Genomic DNA, 20,955 nt, shown 5'->3' with positions numbered 1-20,955 from the left:
TTATATTACTTTTATTGCCTTTTATTATTCTAACAATAGTTTTGACTAATTTTTTGCTTCAAGTTCGTTAGTAATTTCTGTCAACTTGCTATCTGTTAAAATATATTTATTTTTAAACCAGACCAATGCAAATATTAAACCAAGAATTGGAATAATTGTCATTACCATTCTAAGTCCCATTTTAGACGCCTGACTAACATTCTTTGATAAGTCCATTGTTTGAGCTGCCTTTGATGCATCTCCTGATTTCAAGTTTAAGAACTGAAGAGCAGCTGATGTAATAAATATAGCTAAACCTGTTGCCAATTTAACGACAAAAGTCTGCATTGAGAAAATAACAGATTCGTCACGTCTTCCATTCTTCAATTCACCATAATCAACTGTATTAGCTAGAAAAACTGTTACTAAAACGTTATTCATTCCTGCTGCTGCCATAATTAACACTCCTGGAATAAGAAAAATTGCCAAACATCTAATTCCGCACATTGCTAATACTAATAATGAAACATATCCAATAATAGAAATTGATAAACTAATATAAAATATTTTAATACTATTAAAGAATACTCTTAAAAGTGGATACAACATCATCATTGCAAGAATCTGCGAAGCACCACCTACCATGTTAAATAATGTATTATCAGCATACCAATTTACTCCACCTAAATCGTATTTAAAGAAATAAATAACCAAATTAGATGTAATATATAATGCGGTATTAACACATACAATTGTAACAACAACAGACATTGCTTGATCGTTTTGAATCAAAGCTTTAAACATTTGTTTTACAGTTGCAGTTTCCATATCAACTGTTGATTTTTCTTTTACATTAATACAAGTGATTAATGTGAAAATAATAAATAAACATGCGACAATTAATGAAAACCATTTAAAACCAATAATTTCGATACTATCATTTCCGTGTCCTCCAAAGGCACTTCCTAATGCATGTACAACAATTAATGCGCAAATTTGAACTATTGCTGAACCAACGCCTGCACATGAACGAGCTAATGTTGTTAAACTTTCTCTTTCACTTCCACCTTTTGTAAAAGCAGGAATCATTGACCAAAATGGTATATCCATCATTGTGTACGTCACGCCCCAAAGGATATAAAATACTGCTGCATATGCGACAAGTCCAGGCCCATTTAATTTTGGTGGACAAGCAAACATAATAAACAATATAATAGCATTTGTAACTGTTCCAATTAATAACCAAGGTCTAAATTTACCCCATTTTGTTTTTGTTTTTGCAACCACAACTCCCATTATAGGATCATTAAATGCGTCAAAAACTCTAGCTATTAATAAAATAACTCCAAGTGCCATTGCACTCATTCCCAATAAATCATAATAGTAATATTGTATATAGCTTGCTGATAACATATATACCATATCTTTTCCTACAGCCCCTAAACCATAAGAGACTTTTTCCTTAGCGGTTAAACATCTTTTTTCATTCATCTTAATACCTTGCCCTCTATTAAATATTTTTTCCTTATTATTTAACTTTTTAATTTTCTATAATGTCTTTACTTTTTCATTCCCATTGCAAGTTTTATGACATTATATGCTCCATCATATAACCCTATTTTTTTGTTTGTTTTTATATTCTCACACATGTCAATTAACAACTGATTATCCTCTAAAAAAAGATTAAGCATTTGAACTGTATGTGGAATGTCTCTACATTCTAATGTACCATCTCCAATCTCACTTGAATGAATTGCCCCCCACATTTCATGCTTACCAACACGCTTAATAAAAAGCTTAGGTACTGGATAAAAAGCTAATTCACTTGGTTTAGTAATTAAAACGTCTATACCTCTCATCAAAAGATTCGTACAGTACACAGCTTCAAATATATTTTTATGACTAAAGCTATGAATTCCATAAATGTTTTTTTGTTCATCTAATAATTGTTCTGAAAATTCTTTTGTTTCGTTCCAATCATTAAAATGTTCTACCGATATATTTTTCATCTGTGGAATTTCTTTTAACATACTATGCCATACCTTTTCGTAATCTCCTACATTTACAAAAAGGGTAACTTTCTTTTCTCTGATTTTAGGTAGTAATTCTTTAATAATAGCAATAAATATTTCCTGCTGTGCACCTGCGCCACCAATTGTAAGCAAAAATCTCATCGGTTTATTATTCTTTTTCCTATTAATTCTCTGCTCACAATCCTTTTCTATATTTGATACCAATTCGTGATCAATATAGTGGCCAGTATATACCAAACTTTCCTTAGGCATTGGTTTACAAACTTTATCTTTGTTAAAGCCATTTAAAATCCTATATCCCATGTATGAATTTCTGCATTGTATCGTATGAACGCTGCCTTCTGCCAAATGCAAAGCCATTGGCCAATTATCCGGAATTGCATTTACAACATACTTCATTCCGGCATGTATAGCTGCTTGGGCTGGCCATACGTGAGTTCCAACAACCGGAATATCTTTTGGCACATTTTTATAAACAGGTGCCATTAACTCAGCATTTTTTTGATCCGTTGAATTATAGGATAGTTTTCTAAATCCTTCATAGTTCATTGGTTCCCACACAAGTTTGTTAAAAATTGGATTTTTGGATAATCTTGAACCTAATGAATATAAATCATTTTGTGCACTTATTAATTTAGTACATGTAGTCTGTGGATACCCATTCAAATCCATCCAATATGGTTTATAACCTAGTGCTTTAGCAGCCGAAGCCATCGCCATTGAAATTCTATAGTGTCCAAATCCCATTCTAATATTTCCAACGATTATACCTTTTTGTCTATCAAACTCTTCTTTAGATTTTTCATCGTTTAAAAGAACATCCGATACACCTAGCATATCTCCTATAACAGGATTCTTCTTTAAGCAAATTTTATAATCTACTTTAGAATCATCCCCAAATTTTTTTAGATTCTTCTTTTTGGATTTTAATGCTTTTTTATAAACTCTATTGGACATTTCATTTCCAAAAATCACTCTAGATCTATCTTTCATCTTTCCTCTCCCTTCTTTTTTATTTTCTTATTATTAAAAATAATTTTTTTCATTAAATTTTTACCTCAAAATTTAATGAAAGTTTATTACCTAATGAAGGTGTAACTGTTAATGTTGCTTTTCCTGCTTCCGATTTGCTTTTTACATATACTCCTAAATATCCGCCTCTAAATGCTGTAATATTAGGACCTATAATTTCAATTGGACCATAGCTTCCTAAAACAACACCTTCGTTAAAAAATGGAAGTCTGTTTCCGTACTCATCAGATGCCATCAAACGAACTTCAACTACATCATATGAATTTTCCTCTACTAATACATCTTTTGATACTTTTGCCTTAATAAATACTTTTGTCATAGGAGCTTTAGTGATTGTTTTAACAACCTTACCATCTTTTATAGCTTCAAATTTATACACCGTTGATGTCTGTCCCCAATCTCCTATATATTTATTAAACAATTTAACAGCATCTGACATTTTCATTCTATATATTGTTAATGCCTTAAAAGCTATCCAACATAATTTTGGTGTGAATTTGCCATATCCATTTATTGCAGTATAATTAAGTGCATACTTAATATCTCTTACCTTCTTCTTTGAAAAAGTAGGTTCGTTTTTTCCTATCTTATCACCTATGAAATCATCAATCACAATAGGACCATATTTTAGGCCTTTAAATTCAGAATCCTTTCTACAGTTATATTCTTTTATCAAATCTCCATTTTTATACATACGAACATAATCCGCGTTTGATAAGATATACGTTTTTCCCCTATTGCATCCTGGATGTTCTCCAATATCCATTGATGAACTTATATCTAGAACGATATTTTTTTCTTGCTGACATGCATAAATTAAAGCAGCCATTTTAGGATTTCTAAACATATCCATTATTCCGTGATAACAAATTCTATCACCACTTCCAAAATCTTTATGGGTATTGTAATCGAACATACACCATCCGAATGAACCCGCTATATCTTCTTCTAACTGTATATCATTTAAAACTCTTGCGTGTCTTAGCATCTGACTTGACTGATGTTCCTCTGAATCAAATGTTTTTGTTGGATACATATGACCATTATATTCACTGACTAGATAAGCTTTTGAAATGTCTGATGTAACCTTTGACTTTTTTTCACATCCCATATTATCCCCAGAATGAACAAAATCGTTATATGTATATACATCTTCTAATAAATTGCTTTTTTTGAAGCATCGAACTCCTGCCGTTGATCTTGTTGGATCAAGCTTTCTTGCCACTTCATTCGTTCTTACATAGAATTCATCATCATCTGGTGATTCATTTATTCTTACTCCCCATAAAAAAATTGATGGATGATTTCTATATTGTAATACCATTTCTTTAGTGTTTTCTATTGCTTGTAGCTTCCATTCTTCATCTCCAATGTGTTGCCAACCAGGCATCTCAGTAAACACTAAAAGGCCAATTTCATCGCATCTATTAATAAAATATTGTGACTGAGGATAATGAGAGGTTCGAACTGCATTTAACCCCAATTCATATTTTAAAATATCTGCATCAAGCTCTTGCATAGATTTTGGCATTGCATAACCAACATATGGATAACTTTGATGTCTATTCATTCCTCTAATTTTGATTTTTTGGGCATTCAAATAGAATCCATCTTGTTTAAACTGTGTTTTTCTAAAACCAATTCTCTCTATCCTAGATTCAATCCTTTTATCATCAATAAAAAGGGTGGTTTCTAGTTCATATAAATTTGGATGTTCTATATCCCATAAAAACACATTCTCAACTTCATGATTTCCTTCAGCGCAATCATCTAACAATGATACATCCCATTTTGTTTCAAATTCATCATATTTATTAGACAACGTATGTGTTATCCGTATATTTTTGTTTTGGTGTAAATTATCAATCAAACTTTTCGATAATCCAATTTTTGTTCTTACTACAGCTTTCTTTACTCTTTTCCCCGTGAAACCTTCTCTGCTTTCCTCTTTATTTATTAAATCAGGATTTAATAAATCACTGTCTTCTAATAAAATAATAGGGAATACATCTAAGATAGTGTTACTATTTGAAATCTCAACATAAACATCTCGATATATTCCGCCAAAAGTCATGTAGTCAATAACATATCCAAATGGTGGTACATTTAGAGTCTCATTACTATCTACCTTAACAGTTATTATGTTATCACTACCATATTTAAGCATTTTTGTTATATTAATTGTAAAAGCAGTATAACCACATTTATGACAATATGCAAACTGTCCATTTACATATACTGTGGCTTGATGCGCAACTCCCTCAAAAGTGAGATTTATCAATTTTCCATCCCACTCTTTAGGAGCAAACATCTTCTTTCTGTATCCACTAATCATTTGATACTCACTTTCATCAAAATAATCAAATGGTACTTCTTTTACAGTATGAGGAATTCGTATATCACAAATTTGGCTTTGAGTAAGTTCATCTAAATTATCTTTTAGTAAACATTCCTTGTATTCAGGCAAAAATTGCCATCCATCATTGAGATATATTCTATTCATTTTCCCTCCACGCACAAACATAATACTTACCCCGTAACAATATGATATGTGCAAACCTTTTTATTTTTTATATACATTATTTTATAATAATTCCACAACAAATAATATCAACTACAGATGCTAATGCTTCTGGATAGCTCATATCGTTTCTAACTAAAATATCTTTCTGGAAAAATTGTTCAATCGTAGCTGAAAGCATTGCCTTAACAACTGTGACATCGATTGGTCTAACAACGCCTTCTTTAATTCCTTGATTAATCAATTTGATTGTGTTATCCCATCCTGTTTCAAGTCTCTCAACTATTCTTTCATAGCTCTTTGGATACTTATCTCTAACAATATACAAAGCGCTAAAATCAATATCTTTATATTCTTCTGGCATTACACCAAGAATTGCTCTAATTTTATCAACTGTAGACAATTTATCATTCTTTAAAATTTCTTCTTCTTCACTTTTAATTTTATCGAAGAAAAAGTCTACCATTCTATAAAACATTGTCTTTTTATCTGGAAAAACTCTATAAATAGTTTTCTTGCTGATTCCCATTTCCTTAGCAAGTTCATCCATTGTAAATTTTAATCCCTTTAGCTTAAATAGCTGAATTGTAGTGTCTAAGATAAATTCTCTTAATTCTGATTCTTTGTACTTCCATCTCATGTTTAAACATACCTCTTTTTTCTATCAAAATCATATCAAAATCAACCGTTCAAAATGGAAACCAAACCATTTTGTTAAGTTTTCTTTATTGTAACATCTAATTAATAAATATTCAACCTATTATTTCACTAAATACAGTTTCGTTTTTTTGTGAAATATTACTAGTGTTTTCAAGGTTTATCAGGAACTATATATGCTTTTTAGCACTGCTTTTTTACTGTCGTTTCCTAAAGTATTGAAAATTCCGTTTCTTGGGGACAAATTGCAAGATTTTCCCATGTATATCTGCTAATTTCAACATGATATGACACTTTTTCAATTTCATCTAAAAAATTGCGGACAACTTCCTCTTCTCCCTGAACCTCAATTGTAACACTACCATCATATTCATTTTGAACATAGCCTGTAAGATTATGTTTATCCGCCACAACCTTCGAAAAATGCCTAAAACCAACAGCTTGAACCTCTCCATAAACTTTATAATACCTTCTAATCATATTTTTTTCTCCTAACTTTTTTGAATTTTTAGTGAAATTTAGTTTCCCTTCTGTTAAAAAAATATTACATGTTTTTTTCTTGCATGTTTTTTTTGCTCTTTTTTATTTTTAAAAAAAAATTTTTTGCCCAAAAAAGTTGCATTCTCGTGCCTTTTAGTACGAAAATGCAACCTTCATTTATCATGTAATATTTAGTTAATATTTATAACCTTTCTTACTATTAATCAATTGTCAATTCCCTACTTTCAATCTCTAAGTCGATTTTATCATCATGTGTTTTATATTTTTTTAACAACAATACCCATAATGAATGCACAACATAGGTTAGCATCTTTGAATTATCAACCGAGTATGGCAACAAAACATGTAAATCAAACAATCTAATTCCAAGTGGTGGCAAAAATACAAAGCTCGAAGATTTTTGTTCTTTCCCGTTTGAATGTATCATTTCATACGTAATCATTAAAAAATGCTCATTTTTAAAGGTACATTCATACGAAACAAAGCATTCATCTACAGTCCACAACTCTCCATCTATGCACTCTTTGGGTTTAGAATTTATGTCATTATAGTCTGTTGTCTGACATATTATTTTCCACTTTATCTGATTAGATTCTGTTGCCTTTATTAATTCCGTAATCTTTCTAACTAATTCCTCATCTTTTTTCATATTATTTTCCCCTCTCTTATTCATACAATGTATTTATTTTTCATCTACTCTTTTAGCATGTACCGCAAATCTTTGCTTTTCTACAGAACATGTTGACAATGTAACCACCTTATCATCTTTTGTAACTTCAATATCACTCTTTAAATATGACTTGTTGCGTATCTTATCGATAAATTGTTGAAACTCATCTGTTTTATCAAATGGTACTTGATAAATAAAACTTCTTTCGCTTACATCTTCATAAGCAAAAATTTCATATCTATATTTTTTCTTCTCTGTTATAATTTGAAAATATTTATGTCCTTCGTAATAATTAGGTTCTCTTTTATAAAATTTTAATTTACCAAACATACTCAAATTTCTCATATTATGTCCGTATATCAAAGAATGTGAATCTTGAAAATCTGTTTTATTTTTTTCTTCCAAAAAAATAGATCCTGCTATTGCATCACTCTTATCTAATGCAGTTCTTAAATACTTTTTATTATCTCCTGAATATAATATTGGATAGCTAATATCATCATTTTCAAAATAAATCCATCCAACCACATCAGAATTTTGTTTCTTTAAATCTTTAAAATCAATATCTATTTTATTGTACCACTCATCCTTTTTAACTTTCCTTTTCTTTTTTGCGTACTGATTAGCTAAATTAGCATATAATTGATTTGATTTTCCATAATCATGATAAATCAAAAACAATTTACCACCTGCATATATTGCTAGAACAATTCCTAAAACTAATGGAACAACTACGCTAAGAGAAAACTTTTTATGCTTTTTTTTATCAGTTTGACCTGCAGTATCTTTTTTTTCAATCTCATCCTGCTGCATTTTTTCTTTTTTGTACCTCTTGTATAAAATATCTGAACTAATCCATAAAGCAACAACCAAAACAATTAGAAAGGCTAATGCAACAAAACCTATAATAGTGGAAAATAATGGCCTTAACACCCCTAAAAATGGGATCATAAAAACTGGTTTACCAATAAATCGTGAAAAGACAACTGGTTCTTTATCTACTCCTGAATTTGCATCCCCCTTTGTTATAAAAGCTTTTTTAGCTTGATCAATTTTAACAACTCTGTGCGTCATGACATCATTCGTATCTGTTCCTAACTTAAAGGTAATAACATCATTTTCATCAACATCAATCACATTTGCTTCTTCAACATATATCACACAATTTTGTGGATACTTAGGCTGCATACTACCTGTTTTAACAGCATAAATTTCATATCCCATAATTCTTGGGATACTAAATGGAATACATAAAATAACTACTAAAGTAAAAATAATATTACCAATTTTTCTTAATAAATTGGATCTTTTCTTTAAATTTTCCATACATACTCCCCTCTTTAATTTTTCCAACTTCCTCATAACTATTATACCCTATTTTGTGATTTCAAACATAAAAATTATAAATTTTTATAATTTTTGCATATTCCATTATTTATAGTTTTATGATAGATTATTTATTGTGTGTTAACTTGTAAATTTTTTTATTGTCTAATTTTACAGGAGGAACTATTTTGTTTAAATTATTTAAAAAAACAATTGCAGTATTATCTGCTGCTTGCTTAATTTCAGGCGCATTTAATACAGTACACGTAGAAACTGTTTTGGCAGCTTCTGTCTCAAATAACTCAATTTCATGGAATTTTAAAGATAATAATTTCAAATATTTATCTAACATTTCAAATAATACAACAATTGAAAATCTAACTCTACTTGCAAATGCAACAAAAAATATGAGTGTAGTCCCTGAAACAATAAATATTGATTCTGTTGATTATACATATGCATTAGCACTTAGAGGTACTGGTTCTATAAAATATAGAGCCGTAAAATTCCTTGTTAACGGTCCATGTACTATCAAAGCTGTTATCAGAAGTTCTGGTGCAACTCAACGTCAACTCGTTGTTGCAAACAATTCTGGAAAAAAACTTGGTACTTTAAACGCAACAACAACAGGAAATCTTGCTACATATAACTACTCTGGTAACAAAGGATACATTTATCTATATTCAAATAATAGTGATGTTCATCTATACAAAATCCAAGTAGATTTAAAACAAGGAGCTACAAATACTCCTTCAAATAACACAAATAATAACAATAATAACAATAATAACAATAATAATAATAATAATAATAATAGCAGCAACCATTCAACTCCTGCTATTTCAGGTAACAGTGTAATTGTTAAAGGTAATGCTTCACTTGTAAATGCTGTAAAAACAGCAAAAAGTGGTACAACAATTGTCGTTGATGGAACTGTAAAATCTAACACAGTTACTGTTCCTTCTGGCGTTAATATCAAAGGTATTAACAATGCAGTAATCGACTTTAGTTCAACAACAGGCGGAAATGGTAAAGGATTAAATTTACCTTCTAACGGAAGTACAATTTCAGATATTACAATTAAAAATGCTGCAGATAATGGTATTTTTATTTCTGGTAATAATAACACTTTGAAAAATGTAATATGTTGCTATAACCACGACGCTGGATTCCAAGTAAGTAATGGTGGCGCAAACAATTATTTTTATAAATGTACTTCTCACCATAATGCAGATGCAAAAGGTGAAAACGCTGACGGTTTTGCAGTAAAGTTACACTCTGGTGTAGGTAACACTTTTGAAGAATGTGTAGCTGAATACAACAGTGATGACGGTTGGGACTGCTATGCTGCTCATGGTGCATTAAAATTGATTAACTGTCGTGCAAATTACAACGGACTTTGTAACGGAATCCGTGGCGACGGAAATGGTTTTAAAATGGGTGGTGTAGATAACAAAACACCTGGTCAAAAAGCTCATCTTGATCCTCTTAACCATTATTTAGAAGGATGTAGTGCTGTTGGAAACTACGCAGCTGGTTTTGATAGGAATAACCAAAGTGGTATAGTTACTATGAAATCATGTTATGCTGATTCTAACAAAGGAAATAACTATAATTGGCCTGCAACTGGTAAACCATCTGCTTTAGGTTATAAAGTTACTTTCGGCAAAGCAATTATTGATAGTTGCATTAGCAAAAATGGAAAGAATGATATTTCTGGTGCAATATTAAGAGGAAATTGTAGCGGATTTTAATATAACTTACCCAAATAAATATACAAAAAATAGACAATACTACCCTTAAAAAAATCAAGTTAATACACAAAGCCCCTCATTAGAGTTTAAATATATTATTCATAAATTGCTCTAACGAGGGGTAATTGTTAGTTACTAACTATTATTCTTTCTTTTTTTTATTTCGTCATTAATTTTTTTCTTACGCATCTTATTTTCATACATTCTGACATCGGCAACATTTATCAATTTGTTTAAACTAATAGTTTCACTAAATTTTGCAAAACCGATTGATAATCTTATTTTGCATGGAACGTAATCTATCTTCTTTATAGCACTAATTCCATTATGAATCTCTCGTGCTATTTCATACAAATTACAATTTTCATTACTTTGTCTTATTATTGCAAATTCATCGCCTCCAATTCTTGCAATAACAGATTTACTTCCGTAATTTTCTCTCAAATAAGCAGCTACCGTTTTTAAAACTTTGTCTCCAAACTGATGACCAAATGTATCGTTATAATATTTAAAATCATCAACATCAATATAAAATAAAACAAAATCTATTTTTTTTCGACTATACTCACGTTCATATTTATCCAGCATCTCTATAAATCCTCGCCTATTAAACACTTCTGTAAGTTCATCCGTAACAGCAAGCTTGTTAATAGTAAGTGAACCTTTTTCATCATAAAAATTATCTTTAAAACCTCCAATCAAGCCAACTATTTCGCCATCCACATAAAGAGGTCTTTTATTTATAATCAATTCATGAACTGTTCCTTTTACAATGCAATTCAACTTATGATTTATTACAGATTCACCATCTTTAATTACCTTTATTTCCTCTAGTTTTGGACCATCCTCATTAATGTGCCAACCCATTTCTTCATCTGTTTTTCCAATAATTTCATCTTTATCAGAAATTCCATAAAAATTCAAAAAATAGTCATTCACATCTATGAAACGACGATTTTTATCCTTCCAAAAGATTCCAACATTACTAAGTTCTAGGACATTTCTCAAAACTTCATCATTGATCTTATTTTTATTGTAATCTTTTTCTTTCTGAACAATTCTGTTTTCAAGTAATTTTTTAATTGTTTCACTAGTATTTTTTATGAACAATAAACATTCATCATTTTTTTTACCTTTTTGATAAACCAACCAAAAAGTAAACCAATCATACATATTTTCTTTCTTTTTAACTCTAAAGAATTGTTCCTTATACGTAATGTCTCCATTTTGAAAATCAAACTCTGTATTCTCAAAATTGAAAAAATCCATCATTTGTTTTTTTTCTTTAGGATATAAATTTGTCTCAATGAAATTATCTACACTTTCATCAAATCTATTGTCTATTATTTTTCTGTCAATAGACATTCCATTATAATACAAATTTTCAATCCTATTTTCTCTAACATTAATCAAATCAATACAAATGAACATAGAAAACATTTTTTTAGTATACATACTAAGCCATTTTCCTCTTTCAAAACCAACATCATAAAGCGAATGAGTTACAGCCAATAAGTATGCATGCGTCTTTCTATGAATATTTGATGCAATATAATTAATTGTCAAATTACATAAATACCCATTTCTGACATAATCTATACTCTTTTCCTCTTTTTGTTTTCTAGCATTTTTAGCAATTTCAATAATCCCTTTTTTACTGTCTAATAAGCCATTATTAAATAGCATTTCATTTTCTTCTAATGAATTAGACCCAACATCCTTTAGAAAATTCATATACTCATTGTTAGCAAGTATATATCTGATTTTTCCCTTATGATATTCAACCAGTGCCAATGGAAAACCAGATGAAAATGCAAAATTAGTCTTGTCATTGAATTCTTTTTTATAATCTCTCAATATATAAAAGTCATTAATGCTATCGCTTAAATTTATATTCAACAACGGATTACTATTTAATAGATTTATTTTATCTATAATCACATTATAAGCAACATCTTGAGCAACTTCTTTTTTTATGCCTTTTTTTTCAATATTTGCAACAGCCTCGTGATATGGAAGTGGTTTTCCATACAAAAAGCCCTGCATTTTCTCACATCCAATTGATTTTAAAAATTCAGCCTGCGTTTCTGTTTCCACGCCCTCAGCAAGTGTTCCTATCGAAAGCTGTTTTGCCATATTAACTATTGATGCCAATATAATTTTCGTTTTATCATTAAATTCAAAATCTTCCAAAAATTTCATGTCAATCTTTAGAAAATCAAAGTTAAAATCTTTTAAAGAATTAAATGATGAATAGCCACTTCCAAAATCATCCATCCATACCTGGTATCCTGCATTTTGTATTTGTATTATCCTGTTATTAATGACATCTACTTTTTCATTTATAATACTTTCTGTAATTTCAAAGTGTATTAATGCCTTAGGAATACCACTTTTTTTAACTTCTTCTTGAATAATATCTAAAATATCGCATAACTCAAAATCTAACTTAGACAAATTTATCGATACTGGTTCAACTAAATCGTTGTTATTTTTTAATTCTACATATTTCTGACACACTTTTTTAATTACATATGTATCAATTTTCTGAATTAAATGCGCTTTTTCAAGAGTATCCACAAATTCTACGGGATTAATCATTCCATAAATTGGATCCCGCCATCGTGTTAATGCTTCCCAACCGCATAATTCTCCCGTCAAAGTTCGTACAACCGGTTGAAAATAAACTTCAATATATTCATTTTTTATTGCATTATCTATGTTTGTTATTATATAATGCTCCTTCTTTTCTCGTTGAGCAACTTTTTCATCATAATAACAATACGTAATATCACATCTACTTTTAACATTTTGACACGCTAATTTTGCTTTATCTATAGCCTTTATTATGTCCTTACTTGAAAACTCGTCAAAATTGTATATTCCAACTTTCAAATAAACTTTTTCATTAGCATGATATTTTTTTATTCTGCTATTTAGCTTTACTACATCTGACAAAATATTTTCATGATCTGTGAAAACCACAAAATGATCATCATACAATCTTGCTACTATTTGATCTTTAAAAATAATTTGCAACTGTTCTGCGATATATTTTAAAAACAAATCGCCTTCATAAAAGCCAAACTCTTCATTAAAATATTTAAATCCATTCATATCTATAAACAACAAAGCAAATTTACCGTGATTTTTATTCTTAATAGCATTTTTGTATCTATCTGTTGCTAACTCATTAAACTTATACATATTATATAATTTAGTCAATTTATCAATATTAGCCTCATCAATTTCTTTGATACAACTATCGCTAGCCTGACCCTCTATAAATTTATAATTTTGATTATTATAATTTTTATCTTTATAATTTTCTTTGTCCAAAAAATTATATTTATTTTCCAACTGTTTTAATTCATATTTCTTCTTTTGAAAATTATTTATTATATCTTCATTTTTATTTTCTAGCAACAAAAAGAAAGCATAAATATCTTTTGTATCATATCTAAGTAATAGCTGTCTATTAATACAAATCTTATGCTTTTTCTTATTTGCTCCAATATACATTTCAAAATGCTCTTCCTGGTACGTACGTCCTTCTTCATAATCTTGAAATAAGTGATCTATATCAAAAAAGTCAGATGCAATTCTTTTATTTGGAGATTCTATATTATGAATAATTAAATTTTTATATGCTCTATCATATTTCATATGAGACATATGTATATCGTCAATTGGTGAACCAATTCCACCAACATGAAAGTCTACAATTAAGTTTTTTGATATATTTATAGTAAAAAAGCAGGAATTCTTTACAAATTGGCTAAATGAAAAATAATTAGACTCTTTGTTATTATTTTTATTAGCAAGCCACAAATACACCGAATCTATAAAATTTTTACTCTTTTCTCTTTCTCTAGACTCAATACTATACACAAAATCTCCCATTTTTACTCCACCCCATATTAAATATTTCAGACCACATAGCATATATCGGCAATTTTATATTTTTTTTATATTAATTACATAAACAAAAAAGCCAAATACACCTAGACCTCTCTTTACTACGTGTATTCAGCCTTTATTTAATGATCTCATTGCATTCATAAAGAACATCTGCCCCCACGCAAATATCCTTACTTACTAACTATATTCCTAAACAATATAATTGGCAATGAAATTCTTATATATGCATCTTATTTTTCTTCACTCTGCTGTGATGTAGTGATGCCATAATAAACTTCAAAATAGATCTCTAATCCTGACATTTATATCCCCCCTATTCTTTTGTTAATTAAATATACCCTACATATAATAGTATAACATATTTTGAAATAATTTCTATATTTTTTTAAAATTAATTTCACAAATTTTCAATTGTTTTTTTATGCACTTTATATTTTTTTATTAAATGACTTTTTTGAATTGTTTTTTTTGTGCAAGTATTTAAAATTTTAATTTAATTTTTATCACTTTTTAACAAATGGTTTTCTTTTAGAATTAATTGCTTGTCAATATTAATTTTTATATGCCGAAATATAAAATAATTATGAAATAGTCATTAAATTATTGCAATTTTTATATATGGAGGAACTATGGACGAAAAGAAATATGCCGTTTTAATTGACTCTGAAAATATATCTGCCAAATATATTGGTATTATTCTGGATGAAATGACACGTTACGGAGTTGTAACTTATAAAAGAATTTATGGTGATTGGACTTCTCCTCAATCAGCCTCTTGGAAAAGTGTTCTTTTTAAATATTCTCTTACTCCTATACAACAATTTAATATCGTATCCGGAAAAAATTCTACCGATTCTGCTTTAATAATAGATGCAATGGATATTTTATATACTAATAACGTTGATGGGTTTTGCATAGTCTCTAGCGACAGTGATTTCACTCGACTAGTTTCTAGATTAAAAGAATCTGCAATGGAAGTTATTGGAATGGGTGAATCAAAAACACCACGTTCCTTTAAAGTTGCTTGTTCTATTTTTACTGCACTTGATTTATTATTAGATGAAAACACTGATATCAATCAAAATTATAAAAATTATTCTATTGATTCAGTCAAAAATTCATCAATCGAAAATACCGTACCTAATAATACTTTATATAGCATTGAAAAAATTAGCCTAGATATTATTGAAAATTCAGTTATTGAAATAGTTACAGAAAATAATAATAAAGGTCGTACCACGGAACTAGGCGAAATAGGAAACCGCTTACAAAAGAAATATCCTGATTTTGATGTTAGAAGCTACGGCTATAGCTCCCTTTCTACATTTATGCAAGAAATAAAATCAGTTGAGCTTAGACGCCTTAATAATAATACCGTTACAATCCGTCTGATTAATAATAAATCTTTTAAAGAAAAAATTATTAACTTTATAATTGCAATCGTTTCAGAATATGGCAATGAAGGAATCGATTTAGGTTTACTTGGCACAAAAATTCACAATAAATATCCTAATTTTAAAGGTAAAGAATTTGGTTACTCCACTCTATCTAAATTTATTTCATCTATTCCAAATTTAACTATCGTAGCATTTGACTCAACTCGTAATTATGTTTATATTAATAATAAGTACAGAAGAAAGGAATAATGGTATTTTTATGCAAAGACGACAGATAATATTTAGTGGTCGTGTTCAAGGAGTTGGGTTTAGATTTACAGCTGAAAGCATTGCTTCAAATCTTAATCTAACCGGTTGGGTCAAAAATAATTCTGATGGAACAGTTACTATGGAGGTGCAAGGTGAGTATTTTAACATATATCAACTTTTAAAAGAACTAACCTCAGATAGTTATATTCAGATTGAAAACGTCAACAGCCGTACCATAGATTTAGTTACCTCCGAGACTAAATTTAGGACCATATATTAGATTACAAAAGTTTTACCTTTTTAATCGTACAAAAAATAATAAAAAAAACATCAAAAAAACAAACCACACAATATGACAAGCTTTAAAATGTCTAATATATAGATTGCATTTTTTCTATTATATCTAGAAAATTGCAATCTATATATTTTTGTAGTAGTTTGTTTTTTCTATTAATTACTTTTATTACTTAAAACACATATATAATAATTTTTATTATTTTCGACATTTAAGTATTACAATAACCTATAACAATTTTTTTACACCTTTTGATTTTTATTATGCTAATATAATAATGAATTTATAATTTTTTTAACACTTCTAACGCATTAGCTTCTATCAACATTTTTCCATGTTCTTCAATAAAAGCTTTTTTCTCTACACCTGTATACGCACCATCCGCATACTCATCAGTTATAAATGATAGGCTTTTTACCTGTTCATCTGTCAAACGACCTATTTCTATTAACAAAATATATGAACCATTTAATCTATATAAGCGATTTGGAACACTCTTTTCTATTTTGACTTTATTTGAAAACTCTTCCAAATTATTAAAAGAATTAAAAACCAGTAAACCTTCTACTCTATCGTCCGGTTGAATCTCTTCTATACGCTCTCTTTCATAATCCTGATCTAGCTCGCAAGGATCTAGATGTGTTTCTGAAAATGTCAAAGCAATCGTATGATTTGGTCTAAAATTGGCTCTTACTTTTTTAACTCCAAGCTCTAAGTCAATATGAAATTCCTTTTCCGCCATGTTGAAAATATGGTGCATAAACTCTTGTGTCTTTTCTCCATTCGACATGATATCATCCATGGTATAACCCAAACCTATAATTTCTTCTTCTGTAACAACGCATTGAATGGTGTGATTTCCCACTCGTGAAAACTCTATGATGATTCACCGCCTTTCTCAGAAAATTTGCCTTGTACAATATTTCCTTGGATTGTTACCCTATATTTCGGCACAAAATCTGCTAAAATTCTTCACTTTAGAAAAGTTTAAGACTTTTAATAATTAGCAATATGCTATTAATTTTATATTAAGATTATTTGATAATATTTAATTTTTTGCAATCAAGTAGGAGACGGTGACTGATTGCCGCCCTCTCACATATGCCTCATTTATCATGTATGATTCCGTGTAGTTATTTGGTTTTGACTAGTAGTGCAGCCTTACCCTCATGTATAATCTCATATGAGATTTCTGTTAGTTAGATCAGAGATTTTGCCGTTAGTTAGTGTATTTCCCACATCCAGCTTCCTTCAGATTATCTTAGAACTCAGATAATAATTCTACTTGGATAATTCAAATTCCGCCTCACGGCGTACACACTTGTCTTCGGCTACACCCTTCCAACTACAAAGCGGATTCGAGACTTTAATCCGTTAGAAACCAATGGCATTAAGTTAAGAAAAAAATTAAAATAGCTTGACAAATATTTCATAGTGTGCGGATTTTTTGCTAAGTAATTAGCAAAAAATTCCTTGTGATTAAGTACATTCATTTTTTCACAGGAGGAACCGCATGAAATATTTAAACCCTAACACACTACGTAGAAATTTATTTGATTCTATTGACCAAATTTTACTTAACAAAGCATCTTATGTAAAAAATCCAACTGACCACTCTAGAACGCGTAAGCTTTCTTTTAAAACTATTATTAACTCAATTCTCCAAATGTCTAGAGGTAGTATAAACAACGAACTCTTATCCTTTTTCAACTGTTCAGATACTACTCCAACTGCAGCTGCATTTGTACAGCAACGTTCCAAAATACTTCCAACTGCTTTTGAGGATATCTTCAAATTCTTTACCAACAGTTCAAATCCTAATGCAACATACAAGAGCTACCGCGTTTTAGCTATTGATGGTTCTGATTTACACGTACCAACTAATCCTACAGGTGCGTGCGATGTTCTTATGTTTTATCATCTTCCTTTTAGAATTCTAAAAATTAAGCTCGGCGAAGATACCTGTGAAACAATCATTACAAATTTACCTGCCGAAACATTTTCGCTTTCTGAAATTAAAAAGCTATACTCTATGCGCTGGGGAATAGAAACTTCTTTTAGAGACCTTAAATATCCACTTGGTCTATTAAATTTTCACGCCCGCAAGACAGATTTAATCTATCAAGAAATATCTGCAACAGGCAGGGAGTATATTCCTGCCTATTTTGCATGCCCAAAAATATTTTTTCCGTACAATCATCTTCCTTACCATCATTAAAAGCTTTGATTTTTGTAAGAAATACTCTAAAGTTAATGACATTGCGTTAGAAACGTGCACCGCCAGGCCCATAAAAAAAACTCTAGATAAAATATCTAGAGTTCTAAGTGGACTAGATGGGAGTCGAACCCATGTCCGAAATAAGATTCATTGTACTTCTACGAGTGTAGTCAGTCATTTAGAATTCCCTCCATTGTTCGAGAACTAACACCCTAACAACTTCAGTAGCTTCATAATACGCCCATAGGTGCAAAGCTTAGCCTATGTCGTTTCCTACATATTCGAAGCCTGGGTCCTAATGTGTAGGTGCACTAGGTCAGACTGCTGCAAACTAGGCAGCGAATGCTAAATTATTATCTTCAGCGTTTAATTTTAATTGTGCCATTTAACGCATTGCATGCGGCTCGCTTCTCCAACTTCACGTACCCCGTCGAAACCATTACTAGCCCAAATTTCTAATTTTAAATTCTCTTAACGCTTCACGTTTTTGATCTTTCTTAGCTATATCCTGACGCTTATCATAAAGCTTCTTACCTTTAGCTAATGCGACCTCAACTTTAACAAGGCTTCCTTTAAAATACACTTCAACTGGAACAATAGTATAACCCTTTTGAGCAATCTTTCCAATTAACTTTTGTATTTCCTTCTTATGCATTAAAAGCTTACGTGGTCTAAGTGGATCCTTATTAAAAATATTTCCTTTTTCATAAGGACTTATATGCATACCATATAAAATCACTTCACCATCTTCAATATGGATAAATGATTCTTTAATAGAACATCTGCCCATTCTCAAAGATTTAACCTCTGTACCTGCTAGACTAATTCCAGCCTCATATATCTCCTCAAGGAAATAATCATGACGAACTTTTTTATTGTTTGCGATAAGCTTTTTCGATACTTTAGCCATAATTTACTCCTTTCGTTAATATACTTTTTACAGCTACGTTTTCTATTGTACACTAAAAAAATCAATTTTGCAATGCTTTATTAAATATCAATATAATTTTTTAAGGTCCTCAAACAATCATTACCTGTTTTGCGAGGACCCTAATAAATCACACGTTTTCTTTAAAACTCAGCATATGTAAATTTTGGTGTTTCTATAATTCCACTATACATGGCAAATATAAAAAGAATCATCATAATCAAAAAATATTTTAAAACTAAAATAATAAATTCTTTTGTCTCTTTTTTCATGATTTACCACCTTTATAAAAATCATATAATCTTTCATTAATTAAAACCCATCCTAAATTCCATGGATGAACTGCATCACTTGTTAGATACTTGTCATATGAATACTCTGACAAATCATCTAATCTCACATTATATTTAGATGTTATCGCAGATAAATTCTTTGATAATACTTCTCTTTTTCCCTTATCCATTCCTGTATAATCATACCATCTACCATTAACTGGTAAGAGAACAATGTCTAAGTCAATATTTTGAGAATTACATAATCTAATAAAATATTCTAAGTCTTTATATTCTTTTGATACTTCCCAAGAATCTTTTTCATGAGAATTCTTTAATCCAAGAATATTCATTTCTAATTTTGAGAAATTACTATCTCTCATTGTGAAGTCATTGTGTGATTTTCTTTTTGAACTTCTTGTTGCTCTAGCAAGCATTTTTTTATCATCAAATTTAACTTCACCTTTGTTTAAATATTTTTTCTTTAAGCCTTTATTATATAACTTATGATCTAAATTATAAGCTGTCTTTACAGTAATATAATCTTTTTGTCTAGCATAGTCCTTATAAAAATTATAACGGAACTTAGCTATTTTTGAATCATTCTTGTCAAGATTAATACTATTACATAATTCTACTTTTGATTGTAAACCATCATTTTTTGCCAAAAGCTTTTTCGAACGTTTCGCATAGTATTCTTTTATATCTCTTGGAATAGTTTTATTTTCCATAAAATGATAATATTCTGTTTCAGAAAATCTTAATTCAAAATGCTCTCCTGAAATACCTTTTTTATAAAACCATGTTGGTGAAAGCAACATAACTACTTTTTTGCCATTCATTTGTTTTCCAACTGAACCTACTGCTATACCATGTAAAAGAGTCTGGTTATATGAACTTCCAATTGTCATCCAATTTTTACTTTCTTTTGGACACATATTCATAGGATGATATTTTGAATTACGTCCATGTGCGAACTCAGAAGATCCGCAAATCATCATAGTACTGTCATTAATATTTTGACAAATCGCTTCATAAGATCTATCTTTGTATGCACTATTCCACATTCCCATACTCTTATCATCTGTATATAGTTTGTAAGATAATGATATCTCAAATATCACCAAAAAAACAGTAAATAACAACGCTGCTACTATAAATGCCTTGATTTTTTTCATTTCGTCACACCTTAACTTTTCTGA

At 29.7% G+C, this 20,955-nt stretch carries 16 protein-coding genes and 1 other RNA gene; 4 read left to right on the top strand and 13 right to left on the bottom strand.

Annotated elements, in window-relative coordinates; all coding sequences use genetic code 11:
- Positions 1 to 45: 45 nt before the first annotated feature.
- The 7 genes from BMY79_RS08950 to srtB all read right to left on the bottom strand — a co-directional run bounded on the left by BMY79_RS08950 (position 46) and on the right by srtB (position 8,719).
- Complete coding sequence (locus BMY79_RS08950) at positions 46 to 1,470, bottom strand: glycoside-pentoside-hexuronide (GPH):cation symporter (protein ID WP_027421939.1); 1,425 nt, start codon at positions 1,468 to 1,470, stop codon at positions 46 to 48.
- A gap of 68 nt (positions 1,471 to 1,538) precedes the next feature.
- A complete protein-coding gene (locus BMY79_RS08945; protein ID WP_029067352.1) occupies positions 1,539 to 3,005 on the bottom strand; it encodes a DUF6937 domain-containing protein in 1,467 nt (488 codons plus the stop codon).
- A gap of 52 nt (positions 3,006 to 3,057) precedes the next feature.
- Positions 3,058 to 5,547 (bottom strand): glycoside hydrolase family 2 protein, encoded by a 2,490-nt coding sequence (locus tag BMY79_RS08940; protein ID WP_074730793.1) that lies wholly within the window; start codon positions 5,545 to 5,547, stop codon positions 3,058 to 3,060.
- Between the two features lie 76 nt (positions 5,548 to 5,623).
- Positions 5,624 to 6,205, bottom strand: a complete 582-nt coding sequence (locus tag BMY79_RS08935; RefSeq protein ID WP_034226091.1) for a TetR/AcrR family transcriptional regulator — start codon at positions 6,203 to 6,205, stop codon at positions 5,624 to 5,626.
- Between the two features lie 227 nt (positions 6,206 to 6,432).
- Positions 6,433 to 6,702 (bottom strand): acylphosphatase, encoded by a 270-nt coding sequence (locus BMY79_RS08930; protein WP_027421936.1) that lies wholly within the window; start codon positions 6,700 to 6,702, stop codon positions 6,433 to 6,435.
- Between the two features lie 220 nt (positions 6,703 to 6,922).
- Positions 6,923 to 7,372 carry a hypothetical protein gene (locus tag BMY79_RS08925; RefSeq protein ID WP_022749401.1) on the bottom strand — a complete coding sequence of 150 codons (450 nt, stop codon included), beginning with the start codon at positions 7,370 to 7,372 and terminating at the stop codon, positions 6,923 to 6,925.
- A gap of 33 nt (positions 7,373 to 7,405) precedes the next feature.
- Complete coding sequence (srtB, locus tag BMY79_RS11910; RefSeq protein ID WP_022749400.1) at positions 7,406 to 8,719, bottom strand: class B sortase; 1,314 nt, start codon at positions 8,717 to 8,719, stop codon at positions 7,406 to 7,408.
- Between the two features lie 188 nt (positions 8,720 to 8,907).
- On the opposite strand from srtB, the gene BMY79_RS12395 reads away from it, so the two are divergent.
- The gene (locus BMY79_RS12395; RefSeq protein WP_242941493.1) at positions 8,908 to 10,473 is read left to right on the top strand and encodes a right-handed parallel beta-helix repeat-containing protein; all 1,566 of its coding nucleotides are present in this window, start codon (positions 8,908 to 8,910) and stop codon (positions 10,471 to 10,473) included.
- A 135-nt stretch (positions 10,474 to 10,608) separates the two neighbouring features.
- On the opposite strand, the gene BMY79_RS08905 is transcribed toward BMY79_RS12395, so the two are convergent.
- The gene (locus BMY79_RS08905) at positions 10,609 to 14,376 is read right to left on the bottom strand and encodes an EAL domain-containing protein (RefSeq protein ID WP_074730792.1); all 3,768 of its coding nucleotides are present in this window, start codon (positions 14,374 to 14,376) and stop codon (positions 10,609 to 10,611) included.
- Between the two features lie 647 nt (positions 14,377 to 15,023).
- Here BMY79_RS08905 and BMY79_RS08900 point away from each other — a divergent pair.
- Positions 15,024 to 16,040 carry an NYN domain-containing protein gene (locus tag BMY79_RS08900; protein WP_022749396.1) on the top strand — a complete coding sequence of 339 codons (1,017 nt, stop codon included), beginning with the start codon at positions 15,024 to 15,026 and terminating at the stop codon, positions 16,038 to 16,040.
- A 10-nt stretch (positions 16,041 to 16,050) separates the two neighbouring features.
- On the top strand, positions 16,051 to 16,320 hold the full coding sequence (locus BMY79_RS08895) for an acylphosphatase (protein ID WP_022749394.1): 270 nt from the start codon (positions 16,051 to 16,053) through the stop codon (positions 16,318 to 16,320).
- 298 nt (positions 16,321 to 16,618) lie between these two features.
- Here the strand turns inward: BMY79_RS08895 and BMY79_RS08890 are convergent, their stop codons facing one another.
- Entirely contained in the window at positions 16,619 to 17,200 is a 582-nt protein-coding gene (locus BMY79_RS08890) for an adaptor protein MecA (protein ID WP_022749393.1), read from the bottom strand.
- Between the two features lie 648 nt (positions 17,201 to 17,848).
- On the opposite strand from BMY79_RS08890, the gene BMY79_RS08885 reads away from it, so the two are divergent.
- Positions 17,849 to 18,553, top strand: a complete 705-nt coding sequence (locus tag BMY79_RS08885) for a transposase (RefSeq protein ID WP_074730791.1) — start codon at positions 17,849 to 17,851, stop codon at positions 18,551 to 18,553.
- Positions 18,554 to 18,658: 105 nt separating this feature from the next.
- On the opposite strand, the gene ssrA is transcribed toward BMY79_RS08885, so the two are convergent.
- The 4 genes from ssrA to dltD all read right to left on the bottom strand — a co-directional run bounded on the left by ssrA (position 18,659) and on the right by dltD (position 20,931).
- Positions 18,659 to 19,002, bottom strand: a transfer-messenger RNA (tmRNA) gene (gene ssrA / locus BMY79_RS08880).
- The gene (gene smpB, locus BMY79_RS08875) at positions 18,996 to 19,463 is read right to left on the bottom strand and encodes an SsrA-binding protein SmpB (protein WP_027421930.1); all 468 of its coding nucleotides are present in this window, start codon (positions 19,461 to 19,463) and stop codon (positions 18,996 to 18,998) included. Before smpB ends, ssrA begins: the two co-directional genes overlap by 7 nt.
- Before the next feature lie 161 nt (positions 19,464 to 19,624).
- Entirely contained in the window at positions 19,625 to 19,753 is a 129-nt protein-coding gene (locus BMY79_RS12470; protein ID WP_022750079.1) for a hypothetical protein, read from the bottom strand.
- Positions 19,750 to 20,931, bottom strand: coding sequence for a D-alanyl-lipoteichoic acid biosynthesis protein DltD (gene dltD / locus BMY79_RS08870; protein ID WP_074730790.1), 1,182 nt, complete (start codon positions 20,929 to 20,931; stop codon positions 19,750 to 19,752). The genes BMY79_RS12470 and dltD overlap by 4 nt, the downstream gene beginning before the upstream one ends.
- Positions 20,932 to 20,955 lie beyond the last annotated feature (24 nt).

This window comes from Lachnobacterium bovis (assembly GCF_900111325.1).
Lineage (GTDB): Bacteria > Bacillota > Clostridia > Lachnospirales > Lachnospiraceae > Roseburia > Roseburia bovis_A.
Note: the sequence above shows the minus strand (reverse complement) of the source record. Positions and strands in the feature narration are given on the sequence as shown.